The following is an 18,086-nucleotide window of genomic DNA, read 5'->3' on the forward strand; positions in this document are numbered from 1 at the left end:
CCTCTCGAAGCGGTCTTGTCTGGGCCCGCCCGCGCCCGAGAAGCCCCTGCCAGGAGGACCCCGCCATGAACGCCCATCCGCCGCGCCTCAACCGCCCGAGCCTCGACGCCTACTGGATGCCGTTCACGGCCAACCGCCAGTTCAAGGCCGCGCCGCGCCTGCTCGTCGGGGCGCAAGGCATGCACTACACCGCCGATGACGGGCGCGAGGTCCTCGACGGCACCGCCGGCCTGTGGTGCGTCAATGCCGGGCACGGCCGCCGCCGCATCGCGGAAGCCGTCGAGCGCCAGCTCTCGACCCTCGATTACGCGCCCTCGTTCCAGATGGGCCACCCGATCGCCTTCGAGTTCGCCGAGCGCCTCGCCGCCATCGCGCCGGGGGGCGCCCTCGACCGGGTGTTCTTCACCGGCTCAGGGTCGGAATCGGTCGATACCGCGCTCAAGATCGCGCTGGCCTACCAGCGCGCCATCGGCCAGGGCACCCGGACCCGGGTGATCGGGCGCGAGCGCGGCTATCACGGCGTCGGCTTCGGCGGCATCTCGGTTGGGGGCCTCGTCAACAACCGCCGGATGTTCCCGCTCCTGCCGGGGGTCGACCACCTGCGCCACACCCACGATCTGTCGCGCAACGCCTTCGTGCAGGGCCAGCCCGAGCACGGCGCCGATCTCGCCGACGACCTCGAGCGGCTGGTGGCGCTCCACGGCGCCGAGACCATCGCGGCGGTGATCGTCGAGCCGGTCGCGGGCTCGACCGGCGTGCTGGTGCCGCCGAAGGGCTACCTGGAGCGCCTGCGCGAGATCGCGACGAAGCACGGCATCCTCTTGATCTTCGACGAGGTCATCACCGGCTTCGGCCGCCTCGGCGCGCCCTTCGCCACCGACTATTTCGGCGTGACGCCGGATCTGATCACCACCGCCAAGGGGCTCACCAACGGGACGATCCCGATGGGCGCCGTCTTCGCCACCCGCCAGGTGCACGACGCGCTGATGCACGGGCCGGAGGGCGCGATCGAGCTCTTCCACGGCTACACCTATTCGGGCCACCCGGTCGCCTGCGCGGCCGGCCTCGCCACCCTGGAGATCTACGCGGAGGAGGATCTCCTCACCCGCACGACGCAGGTCCAGGCGCACTGGCACGCGGCCATGCACGCGCTTCGCGACTGCCCGCACGTGATCGACATCCGCACCATCGGCCTCATCGCCGGCATCGAGCTCGAGCCCCGGGCCGGGGCACCGGGGGCGCGGGCCTACGACGTCTTCACCGACTGCTTCGAGAAGGGCCTCTTGATCCGCGTCACCGGCGACATCATCGCCCTGTCGCCGCCGCTGATCGCGGAAGCCGAGCACATCGACACGATGGCCTCGATGCTCGGCGAGGCGCTGCGGCGGGCGGCGTGACGGCCCGACCCCAGGATCGTCCCGGGTCCGCGCAGCGGGTCCCGGGACGATGCCGGGTGTGACGCGGCCGGCATCGACCGGGTGCCGGTCGCCGTTACATCCTTTCGCGCGCCGGGCGTCCATGCGAGCGAGTGCGGCCGAGATCCGCGTCCCGAGCCCGTCGGCGCAGTCATCATCCACGGCGGCGAGACCGAGCGGGCGGCCCGATCACGCACAGGCCGTTCGCCTCCTCCATCAGCCGGCGTCTCCGAACCCCGTTTCGGGACGATGTTCTTTCGGCGACCACGCGATTTCTTGCCGGGGCAACGGCCGTCCGCCCCGACCGGCCGCACCTCATGAGTTTTTAACTCTTAAATAAATCCGGTTAGCCCTTCAGATGAATAAAGCATTGGCGGGTGACACCGCGCAATTAAACTTGCGGGGTAATTTTTTATAGGCTATACCCTTGGGTAAGGACAGCACTGGCGCGACCGAGCCTGGTCGTCTCGCCGCATGGGACGCGCGCCGGCCGCCTCAAACCCAAGGTCCGCCGCTCATGATCTCCGTCAGCTTGGCCGGCAATCTCCTGGCCGTGGGCATCGCCTCGCAATCGCTCGTGCCGCTTCGGGACGTCGCGCGCCTGGTGGAGGATCCCGCCCTGAAACGGGGCTGGCTGGCGTTGATGGCGGCGGTCGTGACCTGCATGGCGCTGGTGGCCGTCAAGGCCTTCCGCGAGGCGCACCGGTCCCTCGACGCCGACGGCGCGGCCCAGATCGTCATCCACGTCGTCAGCGGCCTGTTCGTGGTGGCGATCGCCCGGCTGTCGCGCCGGACGGCGCGCAACGTCGTCCGGCTCGAGGGCTTCGAGGTGCAGGCCTTCACCGACGGTCTGACCGGCCTCGGCAACCGCCACATGTTCGTCAAGCGCCTGGACGAGGAGACCGCCCGGGCCCGGGAGGCCGGCACGCCGCTGTCGCTGATCGTGCTCGACATCGACCACTTCAAGCAGATCAACGACACCTACGGGCACGCGGTCGGCGACCTGGTGCTCCAGCACGTCGCCGACCGGATCGCGGCCGCGACGCGCAACGCCGACACGGTGTGCCGGATCGGCGGCGAGGAGATGGTGGTGATCGTGCCGCGGATCGATCCCGACCAGGCGGCGGAGATGGCCGACGCGCTTCGCGCCGCGATCGGCGCCGCCACCGTGCCGGTCGGCGACGGCCGCGCGGTCGCCGCCACCGTCAGCCTCGGCTTCGCCACGCGCCGGCCCGAGGAAGGCGGCGGCTCCCTCTTCGACCGCGCCGACGCCGCGCTCTACGCCGCCAAGCGCGGCGGCCGCGACCGGGTCGCCCTCGCCGCCTGAGCCCCGGGCCCGCACCGGCCAGAAAAAAGGCCGCCCTTGCGAGGCGGCCCGAAGTCTAGGGAGGAAACGCCCAAGAAGGGCAGCACCGCCACGACGCCATCGCCGCGGTGCGTGAAATCGATTTCACACATCGCGCTGCCGCCGGCAAGCGAGGCGCTGGAGGGGCCGCCATGCGCCGGCGACATGACGCCTCGTCATTCTCCCGTCATCCCCGCCGCGCGCGCCGGCCGAGCACCGCCAGGGTCGGCTCGGCGGCGAGCAGCGTGCGCGTGTACTCCTCGCGCGGGTGATCCAGCACCTCGCGCACCGGCCCGGTCTCGACCAGGCGCCCGGCCCGCATCACCCCGACCCGGTCGGCGATCTCGTCGACGACGCCGATATTGTGGGTGATGAACAGCACGGTCAGGCCGTGGCGGTCGCGTAACGACAGGATCAGGCGCAGGATCTGGGCCTGGATCGACAGGTCGAGGGCCGAGACCGCCTCGTCGGCGACGACGAGCTTCGGGTTGGTGATCAGCGCCCGGGCGATGGCGATGCGCTGGCGCTGGCCGCCGGAGAATTCGTGCGGATAGCGCTCGGCGGCTCGTGCCGGCAGGCCGACATCCTCGAGCGCCCGGGCGACGAGGGCTTGCCGGTCGCGGCCCCGGGGCGCGTCGTCGAGGAGGTGCAGCGGCTCGGCGACGATGCGCCCGACCGAGTGGCGCGGGTTGAGCGAGCCGTAGGGGTCCTGGAACACCATCTGGAAGTCGCGCCGCTTGCGCGCGAGCGCCTTGGGGCTGAGCGCGAACAGATCGTCGCCGCCGAGCCGCACCGTGCCGCCGGTCGGCCGGTCGAGGGCCATGACGATGCGCGCCAGGGTCGACTTGCCGCAGCCCGATTCGCCGACCACCGCGACGATGCTACCGGCCGCGACGTCGAGGCTGACGTCGTCGACGGCGCGCAGGGACCGCGGGGTGCTGCCGGCGCCCCGCAGGGTGTAGTCGCGGGTGAGGCGTTCGATCGCGAGAAGTGGGGTGGTCACCGGGCGCCTCCGGCGGCGTGGTTCCCGCCGAGGCCGGCCCTGGCCCGGCGCGGCAGCGCCGCGATCAGGTCGCGGGTGTACTGCGCCGCGGGACGGCGCAGCACCGCCTCGGTCGGCCCCTCCTCCACCGCCCGGCCGCGGCACATCACCAGGGTCCGGTCGGTGCTGCGGGCGATCACCCCGAGGTCGTGGCTGATGAGGATCAGGGACAGGCCGAGATCGGCCACCAGCTCGTCGAGGATGTCGAGGATCTCCTTCTGCACCGTGACGTCGAGGGCCGTGGTCGGCTCATCGGCGATCAGGAGGTCGGGCTTCAACGCCAGCGCGATCGCGATGCCGACCCGCTGGCGCTGGCCGCCGGACATCTCGTGCGGGTAGCTGTCGATGCGGCGCGCGGGATCGGGGATCCGCACCCGGTCGAGGAGGCGGAGCGCCTCGGCGCGCGCCTCGGCCCGGCCGGTTCCGCGGTGCAGGCGCAGGCCCTCGGCGATCTGCCGGCCCGCGGTCATGGCGGGGTTGAGCGCCGTCATCGGCTCCTGGAAGATCATGCCGATGCGCCGGCCGCGCAAGGAGCACAGCTCGCGCTCGCTCAGCCCCAGGATGTTCTTTCCCTCGAGCAGGATCTCGCCGGAGGTGCGGGCGCCCCCCGGCAGGAGCCCGATGGTCGCGAGCGACAGCATCGACTTGCCCGAGCCCGACTCGCCGACGATGCCGAGGCTCTCGCCGCGCCCGACCTCGATTGAGACGTCGTCGACGACGTGCACCGGGCCGTCGCGTCCCGGAAAGGCGATGGAGAGGTTGCGGATCGCGAGCATCAGGAGGCCTGCCGGCGGCGCGGATCGAGGCGGGCGGCGAGCCCGTCGCCCAGGAGGTTGAGGCCGAGCACCGCGGCCGCGATCGTGAGGCCGGGGGCGAGGGCGAGGTGGGGCGCCTGGGTGAGGTAGGTCTGCGACTCCGCCAACATCCTCCCCCAGGTCGGGGCCGGCGGCGGCAGGCCGAGTCCGAGGAAGCTCAGGCCCGCCTCGGTCAGGATCGACATGGCGAGCTGGATCGTGACCTGGACGATGATCTGCCCGGCGATGTTGGGCAGCACGTGCTCGGCCGTGATCCGCGCCGTGCCCTTGCCGGCCATGCGCGCCGCCATGATGTACTCCCGCGCCCAGATCTGCATCGCCGCGCCGCGGGTGACCCGGGCGAAGACCGGGATCATGAACACCCCGATGGCGATGATCGCGGTCAGCGCGCCCGGGCCGAGCAGTGCGCCCAGCATGATCGCCGACAGGATCGGCGGCAGGGCGAACAGCGCGTCGCAGATCCGCATCAGCACCGCGTCGAGCCGAGGCCCCGCGGCGGCGGCGACGCCGGCGAGCGTGCCGAGCACCGCCCCCAGGCCTACCGCCGCGAACGCGACGGTGAGCGAGTTGAAGGCGCCGCGCATCAGCATCGAGGCGACGTCGCGCCCGAGATGGTCGGTGCCGAGGAGCCCTGAGACCAGCGGCCCCTTCAGCTTCTGCAGGATGCGCATCCGGGTCGGGTCCTCGGGGGTCCAGACCAGGGAAAGGAGCGCCGCCCCGACGAGGAACGCCGTCAGGATGCCGCCGACGAGGAGCGCGACGCTGCCGGGGCGGAGCCGGGGGCGCAGGGCGAGCGCCGTCACGCGCGCCTCCTCAGGCGGGGATCGACCAGGGTGTAGAGCAGGTCGACGCCGAGATTGACCGCGATCACCACGGTGGCGAACACCATCACGACGTTCTGGATCACGATGAGGTCGCGCTGCGCCAGCGCCTGCCAGGCGAGCCGGCCCATGCCCGGCAGGGTGAACACGTTCTCGACCAGCACCGCGCCGCCGATCAGGAACGAGATCTGCAGGCCCAGCATGGTGATGACCGGCACCATCGCGTTCGGCACGGCGTGGCGCCACAGCGCCCGCGAGACCGAGGCGCCCTTGGCCCGGGCGGTGCGCACGAAATCCTCGTTCATCACCTCGACGACGGAGGCCCGCGTCACCCGGGTCAGCACCGCCGATTGCGGGATCGCGAGCGCGAGCGCCGGGAGGAGCAGGGCGCGGAACGCCGCCACGGGCTCGCCCCAGCCCGGGAAGCCGCCGGCCGGCAGCCAGCCGAGGCCCAAAGCCACCACCATGATGAGCAGGAGCCCGATCCAGAAGTTCGGGACCGCGATGCCTCCTTGCGCGTAGAGGGTGGCGGCGCCGTCGGCCACGCCGCCGGGCCGCGCCGCCGCGGTGACGCCGAGCGGCAGCGCGATGCCGACCGCGAGGAGAACGGCCAGTCCGGTGAGCGGCAGCGTCACCGCCAGCCGCTCGAGGATCAGCCCACCCACCGGCACGCCGTAGGTGTAGGACAGACCCATGTTGCCGCTCGTCAGCCCGCCGAGCCAGCGCAGGTAGCGGAGGACCGCCGGCGCATCGAGGCCCATCTGGGCACGCAGGGCCGCGAGCGTCTCCGGGGTCGCCGAGGTGCCGAGCATCGCCGAGGCGGGGTCCCCGGGTACGATCTCCATCATGCCGAAGACGAGCACCGAGATCAGCAGGAAGGTGACGGCGAAGCCGGCCGCGCGGCGGAGGAGGTGCCTCAGCATGGGGTGGACTCGGGCATTGGGAGCGCTCTTGGTGTGGCAGTCATCGGAGCTGGCAAGCGCTCCCCCCGCTGCATGGAGCGCGGGTCTCTCCTCTCCCCGCGGGCGGGGAGAAGGCCGTGGTCCCGTTCAGGGACCAGGGCAAGCGGAGGCGCAGCCGGAGCGAGGGTGAGGGGGTGTTGCCGGATGAGGCTCCTTCCGGCAACACCCCCTCACCTTCGGCTGCCGCCTCGCTCCGTCGACGACGAGGTCGCCGAAGCCCTCTCCCCGCCCGCGGGGAGAGGAAACGCTCACATCAGCCGCGAGACCTTACCCGTGGCCGGATATCTACTCCGTCCATCGCACCTCGGTCAGGTCGTTCGACGGCACCGGCTCGTTCTTCCAGAATCCCGTGAGCTTGGCCTTCCACACGCTGAGCTTCGGCAGCACGAACAGGAACAGGGCCGGCACGTCCTCGGCCAGGATCCCTTGCGCCTCGCCGTAGAGCGTCAGCCGCGTCGCCTCGTCGGTGGCCGCGGCGGCTCTCGCCACGACGTCGTTGAAGGCCGGGTTCTTGTAGCCGAAATAATACGGATCGTTCGCATAGATCGCGATGTCCATCGGCTCGGCATGGGCGATGACCGTCATGTCGAAGCTGCGGTCGCGCATCACCTCCTGCACCCACTTGGCCGGGAACTCGGTCGGCACGATGGTCATCGTCACGCCGACCTCGGAGAACATCGCCTGCAGGATTTCCGCCGTGCGGGTGGCGTAGGCCATCTGCGGCGACTTGAAAGTGAAGGTCAGGCCCTTGGCGTAGCCGGCCTCCGCCAGCAGCGCCTTCGCCTTCTTGGGATCGTAGGGATAGACCCCCGTCAGGTCCCTGTAGCCCGGGTCGTTGGGCGTGTAGTGGCTGCCGATGGCCGCGCCGTAGCCCGAATAGGCGCCCTCGATCAGGAGCTTGCGGTCGACCGCCATCATCAGCGCCTGGCGCACGCGCTTGTCGGCGAAGGGCTTTCCGGCATTGTTCATGCCGGCCACGACCTTCATCTCGGTCAGGCCCGGCTCGGCCGTGAACGCCTTGTCCTTCTGGAAGGCGGCGTAGAGCTCCGGCGCCGGCAGCAGCGGGAAGGCGTCGACGTCGCCGGCGCGCAGAGCCGCCGCGGCGGCCTGGGGATCGCCGATGAAGCGGAACGTGACCTTGTCGAGGTGGACCTTGCGGGCCGCGTCCCAGTGATCGGGGCTGCGCGTCAGCTCGACCCGGTCGCCCTTGCGCCAGGCGGAGAAGCGGAACGGCCCGGTGCCGACCGGATTGGTCTTGAGGCCGTCGCGCGACTTCGGCTCGACCATCACCGCCGCCGGGAGGCCGAGCCAGAACAGCAGGTTGCCCGACGGCTTCGACAGCGTGAGGACCAGGGTCTGCGGGTCCGGCGCCGTCGCTTCGGCGATGACCGCGTAGAGCGCCTTCTGCGGGTTGACCGAGCCCGGCGCCCGGATCGCGTCGAGGGCGAATTTCGCGGTGTTGGCGTCGAACGCCTCGCCGTTGTGGAACTTCACCCCGGTCTGGAGCGCGAAGGTGTAGGTCAGGCCGTCGGGCGAAACGGTCCAGCTCTTCGCCAGCTGCGGCTGCACCTTGCCGTCGCGGTCGACCCGGGTCAGGCCCTCGAACACGTTCTGCCACACCACCTGGCCGATCACCGTCGGGGCGGCGCTGGTCGGGTCGAGGCCCGGCGGCTCCACCGGCATGCCCAGCACGAGGTCGGTGCGCGGCGCGGCCTGGACCGAGCCGACGAGGCCCGGAATCGCGAGCGCGGCCAGGAGGGCGCCCGCCAGGAGGCGACGGCGTGAGGAGCGCGTGCGTAGAACCATGAAACCCCCGCTGTCCGGCCGCCTCTCCGGGCGGCCGGGGTGATGCCGCTAGGAGATCAGGATTTTTGGCGTGGCCGCAACAGCGATCTGGCGACGAGGTCTCAGGCCGCCGGGGTTTCGACCACTAGGCGCGCCGCCGCCTCACCCGCCGCCCCGAGCGGCGCCGGCCGCCGCGTGTCCTTGGCCAGCAGCACGCAGATCGATTCCGCCTCCCCCGCCACCGTGTCGCCGGTGAGGATCCGGTGGCGGAAACCGAGCGAGGTGCGCCCCGCCCGGGCGAGCCAGGTCGCGGTGCGGACCCGGCCCGGATAGTGCAGCTCGGCCCGGTAATCGATGACGAAGCGGGCGATGACGAAGAAGGTGTCGGGAGTGAGCAAGGGGGTCAGGTGGGTCCCGAAGAACTGCACCCGCCCGCTCTCACAGAAGGCGGCGAAGACCGCGTTGTTGACGTGGCCGTTGGCGTCCGTGTCGCGGTAGCGCAGCACGTCCTCGCTCCACAGCACCCGCGGATCGCCCTCGAGCCCGTCGGTCATCGCCCTGGTCCTCCGTCTCAGCCGTTGCGCGGGGCGGTGCCGCCGAGGTGGAACACCCGGTGCGGCACGAGTTCACCCCGCTCGACGTCGCCGACCGCGACGAGCACGCCGCCGCAGGTCGCGTAGGCCTTGCCCTCGGTCGGTGCGTCGCGGCCGCGCAGGATCACCGGCTGACCGCGCATCAGCCGCATCGCCATGTCGCGGGAGACCGGCACGTGCGGTACGGCGTCGAGCGCCGTCTCGACCGGGCGCAGGAGAGCGGCGTTGGCCTCGGCCTCGGCGGCTTCCAGCGCCGCGACGGTGCAGGACTGGTCCTCGACGAAGGGACCGACGCGGGTGCGGCGCAGGGCCGAGACGTGGCCGTAGCAGCCGAGCGCCCGGCCGAGGTCGCGGGCGATGGCGCGCACGTAGGTGCCCTTGCCGCACTCGGCCTCGATCACCGTGCGCTCGGGGCTATGGGCGACGATCGCCAGCCGGTCGATCTGCACCGGCCGGGCGACCAGCTCGACCACCTCGCCGTCGCGGGCGAGGTCGTAGGCGCGCTCGCCCTGGATCTTGATCGCCGAGTAGCGCGGCGGCACCTGCTCGATCGCGCCGACGAAGCGCGGCAGCATCGCCTCGACCTGCTCCTGGGTCGGGCGGTCGTCCGAGGTCGCGACCGGGCGCCCTTCCGCGTCGTCGGTGTCGGTCTCGACGCCCCAGGTCACCGCGAAGACGTAGGCCTTGCGGCCGTCCATCACGAACGGCACGGTCTTGGTCGCCTCGCCGAGCGCGATCGGCAGGATGCCGGAGGCGAGCGGGTCGAGGGTGCCGGCATGGCCGGCCTTCTTGGCGTTGAGCGCCCGCTTGACCGCCGCGACCGCGTGGGTCGAAGTCATGCCGACGCCCTTGTCGAGGATCACCCAGCCGCTGATCTCGCGGCGCTTGGGCCGGTCGCCCGGCGGGCGGCCGCGGCCGCGGGGCCGGTCGTGTCTCGGACCATCCTGCCGCGGCCCGTCATGCCGCTGGCCGTCGTGCCGCTGGCCGTCCTGGCGCGGGGCTCCGTCGCGGCCTTCGCGCGCGGGGCGGGCCGCCGGCGGCGGGGGCTCTGCGGGCTGATCCTCGTGCATCGTCATCGTCGTGTCCGTTCTCGAACGGCGGCGGCCGCGGGACGTGTCGCCCGCGTTGGTCCGCCCCGATCCTGTGGAAGCTCAAGTCTTCAGCCGGGCGCCGGTTCGACACCCCGGGTGCGGCCTTACTCCTCGGTGTCCGGCTCGGACCCGAGGTCGCGCTGGACCTTCTCGCTGCGCAGGAGCCTGTCGATGCGCGCCGCCTCGTCGAAGGTCTCGTCGCGGCGGAAGCGCAGGTCGGGGGCGAATTTCAGCGCCACCCGGCGCGCCACCTCCTGGCGCAGGACCTTCTTGTTGCGCTCCAGCGCCTCGATCACCGGGCGCTCGTCCTGGCCGCCGAGCGGCATGACGTAGGCGGTGGCGAGCTTGAGGTCCGGCGACATCCGGACCTCCGGCACGGTGATCACGTGCTGGCTCAGGACCGGGTCCTGGATGTCGCCGCGGCTCAGCACCTCGGCGAGGGCGTGCCGCACGAGTTCGGCCACGCGCTGCTGGCGCTGCGAGGGGCCGGTGGATTCCTGGGGTTTGCGCACCATCGTCTCTCCGGGCTCGGACCGGGCCGCGGGGGCAATCGTCCCGCAAGCGGCCTCGCGGCCGTCTCAAGGGCCCTCACGGCTGTCACCTGAACCGACGAGCCCGGGACGCTGGCGTCCCGGGCTCGCGGTCTCTCTCGAGGCCGCCGCCATGGCGGCGGACGGCCGATGGCAGCGGGTTCGCGTCAGAGCGTGCGACGCTCCTCGTGCACGATGTAGCACTCGATCACGTCGCGGGGACGCATGTCCTGGTAGTTCTCGAAGGCCATGCCGCATTCCTGGCCGGCCGCCACTTCCTTGGCGTCGTCCTTGAAGCGCTTGAGCTGCGAGAGCTTGCCCTCGTGCACCACCACGTTGTCGCGGATGAGGCGGACATGGGCGCCGCGCTCGACCCGGCCGTCCTCGACCCGGCAACCGGCGATCTTGCCCACCTTCGAGACGTTGAAGATCTCGAGGATGCGCGCCTCGCCCAGGCGCTCCTCGCGGAGCGTCGGCGGGAGCAGGCCCGACATCGCCGCCTTCACGTCATCCACGAGGTCGTAGATGATGTTGTAGTAGCGGATCTCGACGCCCGCCCGCTCGGCGGCCTCGCGGGCCTCCTTGTGGGCGCGGACGTTGAAGCCGACCACGACCGCACCCGAGGCCTGGGCGAGCGTGATGTCCGATTCGGTGATGCCGCCGACACCCGTGTGCAGGATGCGGGCCGCCACCTCGTCGTTGCCGAGCTTCTCGAGCGAGCCGGCGATGGCCTCGACCGAGCCCTGCACGTCGCCCTTGATGACGAGCGGGAACTCCTTGCGGCCGGCGCCCTCCTTGAGGTCGCGCATCATGTCCATCAGCGTCCGGCCGGCACCGCTGCCGGTGGCCGCCGCGCGCTCGCGCTTCACGCGGGCCCGGTACTCGGTGACCTCGCGGGCCCGGGCCTCGTTCTCGACCACCGCGACGCGGTCGCCCGCCTCCGGCGTGCCGTTGAAGCCCAGCACCTCGACCGGCACCGACGGCGCCGCTTCCTTGGTGTTGCGGCCGGTATCGTCGACGAGGGCGCGCACGCGGCCCCACTCGGCGCCCGCCACCACGATGTCGCCGGTGCGCAGGGTGCCGCGCTCGACGAGCACCGTCGCCACCGGGCCGCGGCCGCGGTCGAGCTTGGCCTCGATCACCGTGCCTTCCGCCGACCGCTCCGGGTTGGCGCGCAGGTCCAGGATCTCGGCCTGGAGGGCGAGGCCCTCCAGGAGCTCGTCGAGGCCGTCCTTGGTCTTGGCCGAGACCTCGAACTCGAGGGTCTCGCCGCCCATCGACTCGACCTGGATGTCGTGCTGCAGGAGCTCGGTGCGCACCCGCTGCGGGTTCGCGTCGGGCTTGTCGATCTTGTTGATCGCCACGATCAGCGGCACCTCGGCCGCCTTGGCGTGGGAGATCGCCTCGATCGTCTGCGGCATGACGCCGTCATCGGCCGCCACCACCAGCACCACGATGTCCGTCACCCTGGCGCCGCGGGCGCGCATCGAGGTGAAGGCGGCGTGGCCGGGGGTGTCGATGAAGGTGATCTTGCCGCCGGAGGGCGAGGTCACCTGGTAGGCGCCGATGTGCTGCGTGATGCCGCCCGCCTCGCCGGACACGACGTTGGCGTTGCGGATCGCGTCGAGCAGCGAGGTCTTGCCGTGGTCGACGTGGCCCATGATGGTCACGACCGGGGGACGCGGCTGGGTGTCGTCGTCGGTGTCGGCCTCGTCGAACAGGCCCTCCTCGACGTCCGACTCCGCCACGCGGCGCACGGTGTGGCCGAGCTCCTCGGCGATGAGCTGCGCCGAATCCGAGTCGATCACGTCGGTGATCTTGTGGATCTGGCCCTGCTTCATCAGCATGCGGATGACGTCGACCGCCCGCTCGCTCATCCGGTTGGCGAGCTCCTGGATGGTGATCGTCTCCGGGATGACCACCTCGCGGGCCAGCTTCTCCTTCTGCTCCACCTGGCGGTGGCCGGTCAGGCGCTGGTTGCGGCGGCGGAACGAGGCGAGCGAACGGGTGCGCTCGTCCTCGCCCGAGGTCGCGGTCGCGATGGTCAGTCGGCCGCGGTTGCGGTCGCCGCCCGGGGATTTCGGCGTCTTGGGCGGGGTGATGACCTTGAGCGGCATGCCGGGACGGCGGATGACCCGCTTGGTCTCGGCCTCCTCCTCCGCCGCGGCCGGACGGCCGGTGGCGGGGCGCGCCGCGCCGGCGGCGCCGGCGGTCTTGGCCGCGGCGGCCGCAGGCTTGGCGGCCGTCGGCTCGGGCTTGGCGGGCTCGGGCTCCGGCTTCGGCGCCGGGCGGGCCATGAAGTTCAGGTCGCGCGGCTTGCGGGCGTCGGCCGTCAGCGTGCGGCGCGGCTCGGCCGGGGCGCTCGGGCGGGTGATCCCGGTGCTCGGGGTCGCCGGACGGGTGCCGGCCGGAGCGGCCGGACGCGCGGCGGCGCCGGCCGGGGCACCCGGACGGGCGCCGGCGACGGCGGGACGCGCACCGGCGGCGGGGCGGGCGCCGGCCGGAGTGGCCGGGCGAGCCGCACCCGCGGCAGCCGCCGGGCGGGCGGCGGCCGGAGCCGTGGGACGCGGGGCAGCCGCGACCGGCGCCGTTGCGGCGGGCGCAGCCGCCGGAGCCGCGGGGGCCGGGGCGGCGGCAGCGGGAGCCGGGGCGGCGGCGGCACGGGCCGCATCCTCCTGGGCGCGGCGCTCGGCCTCCTCGGCGGCACGGCGCTTGCGCGCGTCCTCCTGGCGGCGGCGCTCCTCCTCCTCGTGCTTGCGGGCCTCGGCGGCCTCGCGCTCACGCTGCTCGGCGGCCTCGCGCTCGGTGCGGCGCTGCGCCTCCTCGGCGGCGCGGCGGCGCTCCTCCTCCTCGCGACGCTTGGCGTCGACGAGGGCGGCCATGCGGGCGCTCTGCTCCTGATCGCTCAGGGTGCGCAGCACGACGCCGGACCGCGCGGCGGCCGGGCGGTCCTGGCGCGAGCCGCCGGGACGTCCCTGCCCCTGCGGAGCGGAGCGCGCCTGGCTCGGCGCCGCGTCCTTCGGCGCAGCCGGGGCCGGCGCGCCGCCGGGGCGACGTTTCACCGTCTCGACCACGACCGACTTCGAGCGGCCATGGGAGAAGCTCTGGCGCACCGTCCCCTGCTCGATCGGACGCTTCATCGACAGCGTCTTCGCGGGACCGGTATGCAACGTCTTGTCGCCCGGATTCTTCGTCTCACTCATTCAGTTCAGACCCTGGGGGTTCTCGTCCGTCCCGGGACCCGGCCTCCCGGCGGCCGCCTCCCATCGTATTCCCGGGAGCGCACCCGCCGACCGGGCCGATCCCATTCGATTCACTCAACCACCGGCCTCCGGGGGGCCGGTCCGCAGCGATGTGTCACCATCCTGGACAGCGTCCGGAAGCGCCGCGTCGGAGCCCGGGGGCTCCGTTCCGGCGGTTCCCGGCGTCGCCGCCTCGCCGCGGAAGACGTGGAGCCGACGCCAACGCGCGAGCAAGCCGGCAGTGCCGGCTCCCGCGACGAGGGCAGCGTGTATCACATGATCCCGGCCCAAGGCCATGTCCAATTCTTCACCGGACAGGTCGCCGATCACCGGGATCCTCGATATGGCATCGCCGTAGCGCCTTCGCAATGCCTGGGCGAGCTTGCGGCGCCCGTCGAGGCTCGCGTCGCTGGCATGCACCAGGGCCTTGATGCCCGTGGGGCTCTCCACCGCGCTCTCCACCTTGGTGAAGCCGGTGACGACGCACCCCGCCTTGTTGGCGAGCGAGAAACCCTGGCGCAGGTCGTCGCGCAAGCCCGCCTCGATCACGTCCGCGAGATCGCTCGCCACGCGCGCGTCCTTCTGCCGGAAGGCGCGCTGGAACAGGCGCTTTCTCACCGCCTCCGACACCGCCGCCCGGGTCGCCGTGACCCAGGCGCCGCGGCCGGGGAGCCGGGCGCGCAGGTCCGGCACGACCTGGTTGTCGGGGCCGAGCGCGAAGCGGATCATCCGGTCGGGATTGCCCGCCTGCCGCGTGACCAGGCAGGTCCGCTCCGCATTGGCGCGGCCGCGCCCGGCGCCGGCGTCGAGGACGTCCGGCGGCAGATCGTCCGCATCCTGCGTGTCGTCCTGCATGGTCGTGCTCATCGGTGCCGCGGGCCTCAGGTCGGCTGCCGCTCGGCGGTCGCGGCGGCATCCTCCTCGACCGGGACGGTCTCGGATTCCCCGCCCTGGTCCTCGTGCGACGCGTCGCCCTCGGCGGCCTCGTCACCCTCGAACTCCTCGGCCTCGAACTCCTCGCCGTCCGGCGCCTCCTCGACCGGGGGCGCCTCGACCCAGCCGGCATGGACGCGGGCGGCCATGATCATCGCCTCGGCCTCGGTGCGGGAGATCTCGAACCCGTCGAGGTAGCCGGCGTGGCGGACCGCCTCGGGCCCGCGGCCCTCGGTGTAGCCGACGAGGTCGTCGGTGGCGCAGCCGGCGAGGTCCTCGACGCTCTTCACGTCGTTCTCGCCGAGCGCGACCATCATCGGGGTGGTGATGCCGTCGATGTCGCGCAGCTCGTCGGCGACGCCGAGCTCGATGCGGCGGGCGTCGTTCTCGGCCTCGATGCGGTTGAGGTAGTCGAGGGCGCGAGCCTGGATCTCGGCGCCGGTCTCCTCGTCGAGGCCCTGGATGTTGGCGAGCTCCGTCGGCTCGACGTAGGCGATCTCCTCGACCGAGCGGAAGCCCTCCGCGGCCAGCAGCTGGCCGACCGTCTCGTCGACGTCGAGGGCCTGCATGAAGGTGTTGGTGCGCTCGACGAACTCCTTCTGCCGGCGCTCCGATTCCTCGGCCTCGGTCAGGATGTCGATGTCCCAGCCGGTGAGCTGGGAGGCGAGCCGCACGTTCTGGCCGCGCCGGCCGATGGCGAGCGACAGCTGGTCGTCGGGTACCACCACCTCGATGCGGTCGGCCTCCTCGTCGAGCACCACCTTGACCACCTCGGCCGGCTGCAGCGCGTTGACGATGAAGGTCGCCTGGTCCTGCGACCACGGGATGATGTCGATCTTCTCGCCCTGCAACTCGCCGACCACCGCCTGGACGCGGGAGCCGCGCATGCCCACGCAGGCGCCGACCGGGTCGATCGAGGAATCGCGCGAGATCACCGCGATCTTGGCGCGGGAGCCGGGGTCGCGGGCGACCGCCTTCACCTCGACGATGCCGTCGTAGATCTCCGGCACTTCCTGGCCGAAGAGCTTGGCCATGAATTGCGGGTGCGAGCGCGAGAGGAAGATCTGCGGCCCGCGCACCTCGTGGCGGACGTCGAACAGGTAGGCGCGGATGCGGTCGCCGGGGCGGAAGGTCTCGCGCGGGATCGACTCGTCGCGGCGCACGATGCCTTCGCCGCGGCCGAGATCGACGATGACGTTGCCGTACTCGACGCGCTTGACGAGGCCGTTGACGATCTCGCCGATGCGGTCCTTGTACTCGTCGTACTGGCGCTCGCGCTCGGCCTCGCGGACCTTCTGGACGATCACCTGCTTGGCCGACTGGGCGGCGACGCGGCCGAAATCGAACGGCGGCAGGGTGTCGGAGATCACGTCGCCGACCTGGGCGGCCGGGTTGTGCCGGCGCGCCGCGTTGAGGTCGATCTCGCGGGCGTCGTTCTCGACCTCGTCCACCACCAGGAGGTGGCGCGACAGGCGAAGCGCCCCGGTGCGGGGGTCGATCTCGGCATGCACGTCGGTCTCGGCGCCGTAGCGCGAGCGGGCGGCCTTGGCGATCGCCTCTTCCATGGCGCCGATGACGATCGAGCGGTCGATCACCTTCTCGCGGGCGACCGCGTCGGCGATCTGGAGGAGTTCGAGCCTGTTGGCGCTGACGACGGCCATCGGTTCAGTCCTTCCTGGTTGGGATCTCTTGAGCTGGTGTCTTCAGTGGGCGACGGGCGGGGCGGCGCCCTCGTCCGCGTCATCCTCGTCGTCGCTGTCGTCCTGCGGCGGCGCCGAGCCGCGACGCAGCGACTCGCGCACGAGTTCGTCGGTCAGGACGAGGTGGGCCTCGCCGATGTCGCGCAAGGCGAGGTCGTAGAAGGATGGCAGGCCCTCCTTGACGTCCGCCAGCTCGATGCGGACGGTGTCGCCTTCGGGCGCCCGGATGATGCCGCGGAAGCGCTTGCGGCCGTCGAGCGGCATCGCCAGCTCGACCTTCGCCTCGTAGCCGGCCCAGCGGGCGAAGTCGCCCGCCCGCACCAGCGGACGGTCGATGCCCGGCGAGGAGATCTCGAGGTAGTAGGCGCCGCCGATCGGGTCGTCGACGTCGAGGATCGGCGAGATCGTGCGGCTGACGGTCTCGCACTCGTCGACCGACATGGTGCCGTCCGGCCGCTCGACCATGATCTGCACCGTGCAGCCGTTCTGGCTCGACACCTTCACCCGCACGAGGCGGAAGCCGAGGCCCTCGATGGCGGGCTCGATGATCTGCGCGACCCGGGCGGCGACGCCGGTCTCGGTGATGAGGCGCTTCTCGGCCGGGTTGTGGTCTGGGGCGTCGGTCATGAGGTCAGTGCCGCGGCGCGGTCCCCGAGAGAGGATCCCTTGGAGGGGAGGCAATCTGGCGTTCGGCTCGCGCCCGGGGAGGCTTGCGGCAATAAAAAAGAGCGGGCCCCGGGGGGACCCACTCCCGCACCGCAGCCTCACCGGCCACGAACAGAACTGTTGTTCGGGGGATAATCCCGTGGGTGGCGAAATGCAAGCCTGTCGGGGAGGGCTCAGCGGGTGAAGAGAACGGTGGAGCCGCTTCGCGCCGTCGAGCCGCGCAACCCGATCTCGCATCCGGCACCGGATGACGAGGCGCGAGGCACTTGCTACGATGAGGGCCCGGAGGATCGGACGATGACGAAACCGGCATCCGTCGCCGAACTCGTGCCCGCCACGGGCGAGTATCCGGCGCTGAAAACGCTTTTGAAGCGAATCGAAGCCGTCTACGCCCCGGAGGACGTGCTGCTGTTCGGCAGCCGCGCGAAGGGCACGGCAGGGCCCGACAGCGACTGGGATCTTCTCGTGGTTCTGCCCGACGATGCCGACGAACGCCTGCTCGACCCTCTGCTCGGCTACGAGACGCAGCGAGGGTCGGGGATTTACGCAGATGTGCTGTGCTCCTTCAAGAGCGAGTTCTTGGCGGACTTAGGCGTCGCCAATTCGCGGACGCGGGACATCGCCGGGCATGCCGTCCGTGTCTTCAGCCGCTAATCTTCACATCGCCAACCATCTCAGGCTCGCGGACCGAGACCTGAAGGACGCAATCGTCCTGCACGGCTGCAGGAGCAGGAACGACGCCTACCATCTGGAACAGGCGGCAGAGAAGCTGCTCCTCGCCCTGCTCACATCGGAAGGCGAGCACGTCCAGATCAAGGACGTCCACATCCTCGACCGTCTGGCCGACCGGCTTCCCGAGGACCATCCTCTCCGGTCCGCGATGCAGGGGCTGGGTTACCTCAAGACCTACGCCACTGCGTTCCGGTACCCGAAGACCGGCGGCAGGTTGCCTGCGGCCATTCCCGACGACAAGTTCGACTTTGCCTCCGTTGTCCTCCGCCGCCTGATCGATGCCAGCGCGCGACATTTCCAGGTTGATCTGGAGGCCGGGGACGACGTGCCGTCAGGGAATACGAATCCGATGCGCCGAAAGGCCGAGCCTCGGTCGTCCTCACCCCTCAAGACCTCACCCCTCAAGACATGATG

The 18,086-nt window shown here is 71.6% G+C and carries 15 protein-coding genes and 1 pseudogene; 4 read left to right on the plus strand and 12 right to left on the minus strand.

The features are described 5' to 3' along the window. Positions 1-65: 65 nt before the first annotated feature. Positions 66-1,397: an omega-aminotransferase AptA gene (gene aptA, locus DK419_RS19495; protein WP_109960552.1), complete on the plus strand. Its 1,332-nt coding sequence runs from the start codon at positions 66-68 to the stop codon at positions 1,395-1,397. Between the two features lie 535 nt (positions 1,398-1,932). Beyond that, positions 1,933-2,742, plus strand: a complete 810-nt coding sequence (locus DK419_RS19500) for a GGDEF domain-containing protein (protein ID WP_109960553.1) — start codon at positions 1,933-1,935, stop codon at positions 2,740-2,742. A gap of 205 nt (positions 2,743-2,947) precedes the next feature. Here DK419_RS19500 and DK419_RS19505 read toward each other — a convergent pair whose 3' ends face one another. The 12 genes and pseudogenes from DK419_RS19505 to rimP all read right to left on the minus strand — a co-directional run. Further along, a complete protein-coding gene (locus DK419_RS19505) occupies positions 2,948-3,763 on the minus strand; it encodes an ATP-binding cassette domain-containing protein (RefSeq protein ID WP_109960554.1) in 816 nt (271 codons plus the stop codon). Beyond that, entirely contained in the window at positions 3,760-4,578 is an 819-nt protein-coding gene (locus tag DK419_RS19510; protein ID WP_208642222.1) for an ABC transporter ATP-binding protein, read from the minus strand. The genes DK419_RS19505 and DK419_RS19510 overlap by 4 nt, the downstream gene beginning before the upstream one ends. Beyond that, positions 4,578-5,420 carry an ABC transporter permease gene (locus tag DK419_RS19515; protein ID WP_245442558.1) on the minus strand — a complete coding sequence of 281 codons (843 nt, stop codon included), beginning with the start codon at positions 5,418-5,420 and terminating at the stop codon, positions 4,578-4,580. Before DK419_RS19515 ends, DK419_RS19510 begins: the two co-directional genes overlap by 1 nt. Continuing rightward, on the minus strand, positions 5,417-6,361 hold the full coding sequence (locus DK419_RS19520; RefSeq protein ID WP_109960556.1) for an ABC transporter permease: 945 nt from the start codon (positions 6,359-6,361) through the stop codon (positions 5,417-5,419). Before DK419_RS19520 ends, DK419_RS19515 begins: the two co-directional genes overlap by 4 nt. Before the next feature lie 324 nt (positions 6,362-6,685). Beyond that, positions 6,686-8,206 (minus strand): ABC transporter substrate-binding protein, encoded by a 1,521-nt coding sequence (locus tag DK419_RS19525; protein WP_109960557.1) that lies wholly within the window; start codon positions 8,204-8,206, stop codon positions 6,686-6,688. Between the two features lie 101 nt (positions 8,207-8,307). Further along, complete coding sequence (locus DK419_RS19530; protein WP_109960558.1) at positions 8,308-8,739, minus strand: acyl-CoA thioesterase; 432 nt, start codon at positions 8,737-8,739, stop codon at positions 8,308-8,310. 17 nt (positions 8,740-8,756) lie between these two features. Beyond that, the gene (truB, locus tag DK419_RS19535) at positions 8,757-9,854 is read right to left on the minus strand and encodes a tRNA pseudouridine(55) synthase TruB (RefSeq protein ID WP_245442561.1); all 1,098 of its coding nucleotides are present in this window, start codon (positions 9,852-9,854) and stop codon (positions 8,757-8,759) included. 119 nt (positions 9,855-9,973) lie between these two features. After that, entirely contained in the window at positions 9,974-10,381 is a 408-nt protein-coding gene (gene rbfA, locus DK419_RS19540) for a 30S ribosome-binding factor RbfA (protein ID WP_425352676.1), read from the minus strand. A gap of 185 nt (positions 10,382-10,566) precedes the next feature. Then, positions 10,567-13,602: a translation initiation factor IF-2 gene (gene infB / locus DK419_RS19545; protein ID WP_109960560.1), complete on the minus strand. Its 3,036-nt coding sequence runs from the start codon at positions 13,600-13,602 to the stop codon at positions 10,567-10,569. A gap of 114 nt (positions 13,603-13,716) precedes the next feature. Beyond that, positions 13,717-14,496 (minus strand): RNA-binding protein, encoded by a 780-nt coding sequence (locus DK419_RS19550; RefSeq protein ID WP_245442563.1) that lies wholly within the window; start codon positions 14,494-14,496, stop codon positions 13,717-13,719. 26 nt (positions 14,497-14,522) lie between these two features. Beyond that, a complete protein-coding gene (nusA, locus tag DK419_RS19555) occupies positions 14,523-16,235 on the minus strand; it encodes a transcription termination factor NusA (protein ID WP_109960562.1) in 1,713 nt (570 codons plus the stop codon). A gap of 63 nt (positions 16,236-16,298) precedes the next feature. Further along, positions 16,299-16,901 (minus strand): annotated as a pseudogene (gene rimP, locus DK419_RS19560) (ribosome maturation factor RimP); the annotation flags it as partial. Positions 16,902-17,120: 219 nt separating this feature from the next. On the opposite strand from rimP, the gene DK419_RS19565 reads away from it, so the two are divergent. Both DK419_RS19565 and DK419_RS19570 read left to right on the plus strand, forming a co-directional pair. Then, on the plus strand, positions 17,121-17,594 hold the full coding sequence (locus tag DK419_RS19565) for a nucleotidyltransferase domain-containing protein (protein WP_208642223.1): 474 nt from the start codon (positions 17,121-17,123) through the stop codon (positions 17,592-17,594). Further along, on the plus strand, positions 17,569-18,084 hold the full coding sequence (locus DK419_RS19570) for a HEPN domain-containing protein (RefSeq protein WP_109960565.1): 516 nt from the start codon (positions 17,569-17,571) through the stop codon (positions 18,082-18,084). The genes DK419_RS19565 and DK419_RS19570 overlap by 26 nt, the downstream gene beginning before the upstream one ends. The last annotated feature ends 2 nt before the right edge of the window (positions 18,085-18,086 follow it).

The organism is Methylobacterium terrae, from assembly GCF_003173755.1.
Lineage (GTDB): Bacteria > Pseudomonadota > Alphaproteobacteria > Rhizobiales > Beijerinckiaceae > Methylobacterium > Methylobacterium terrae.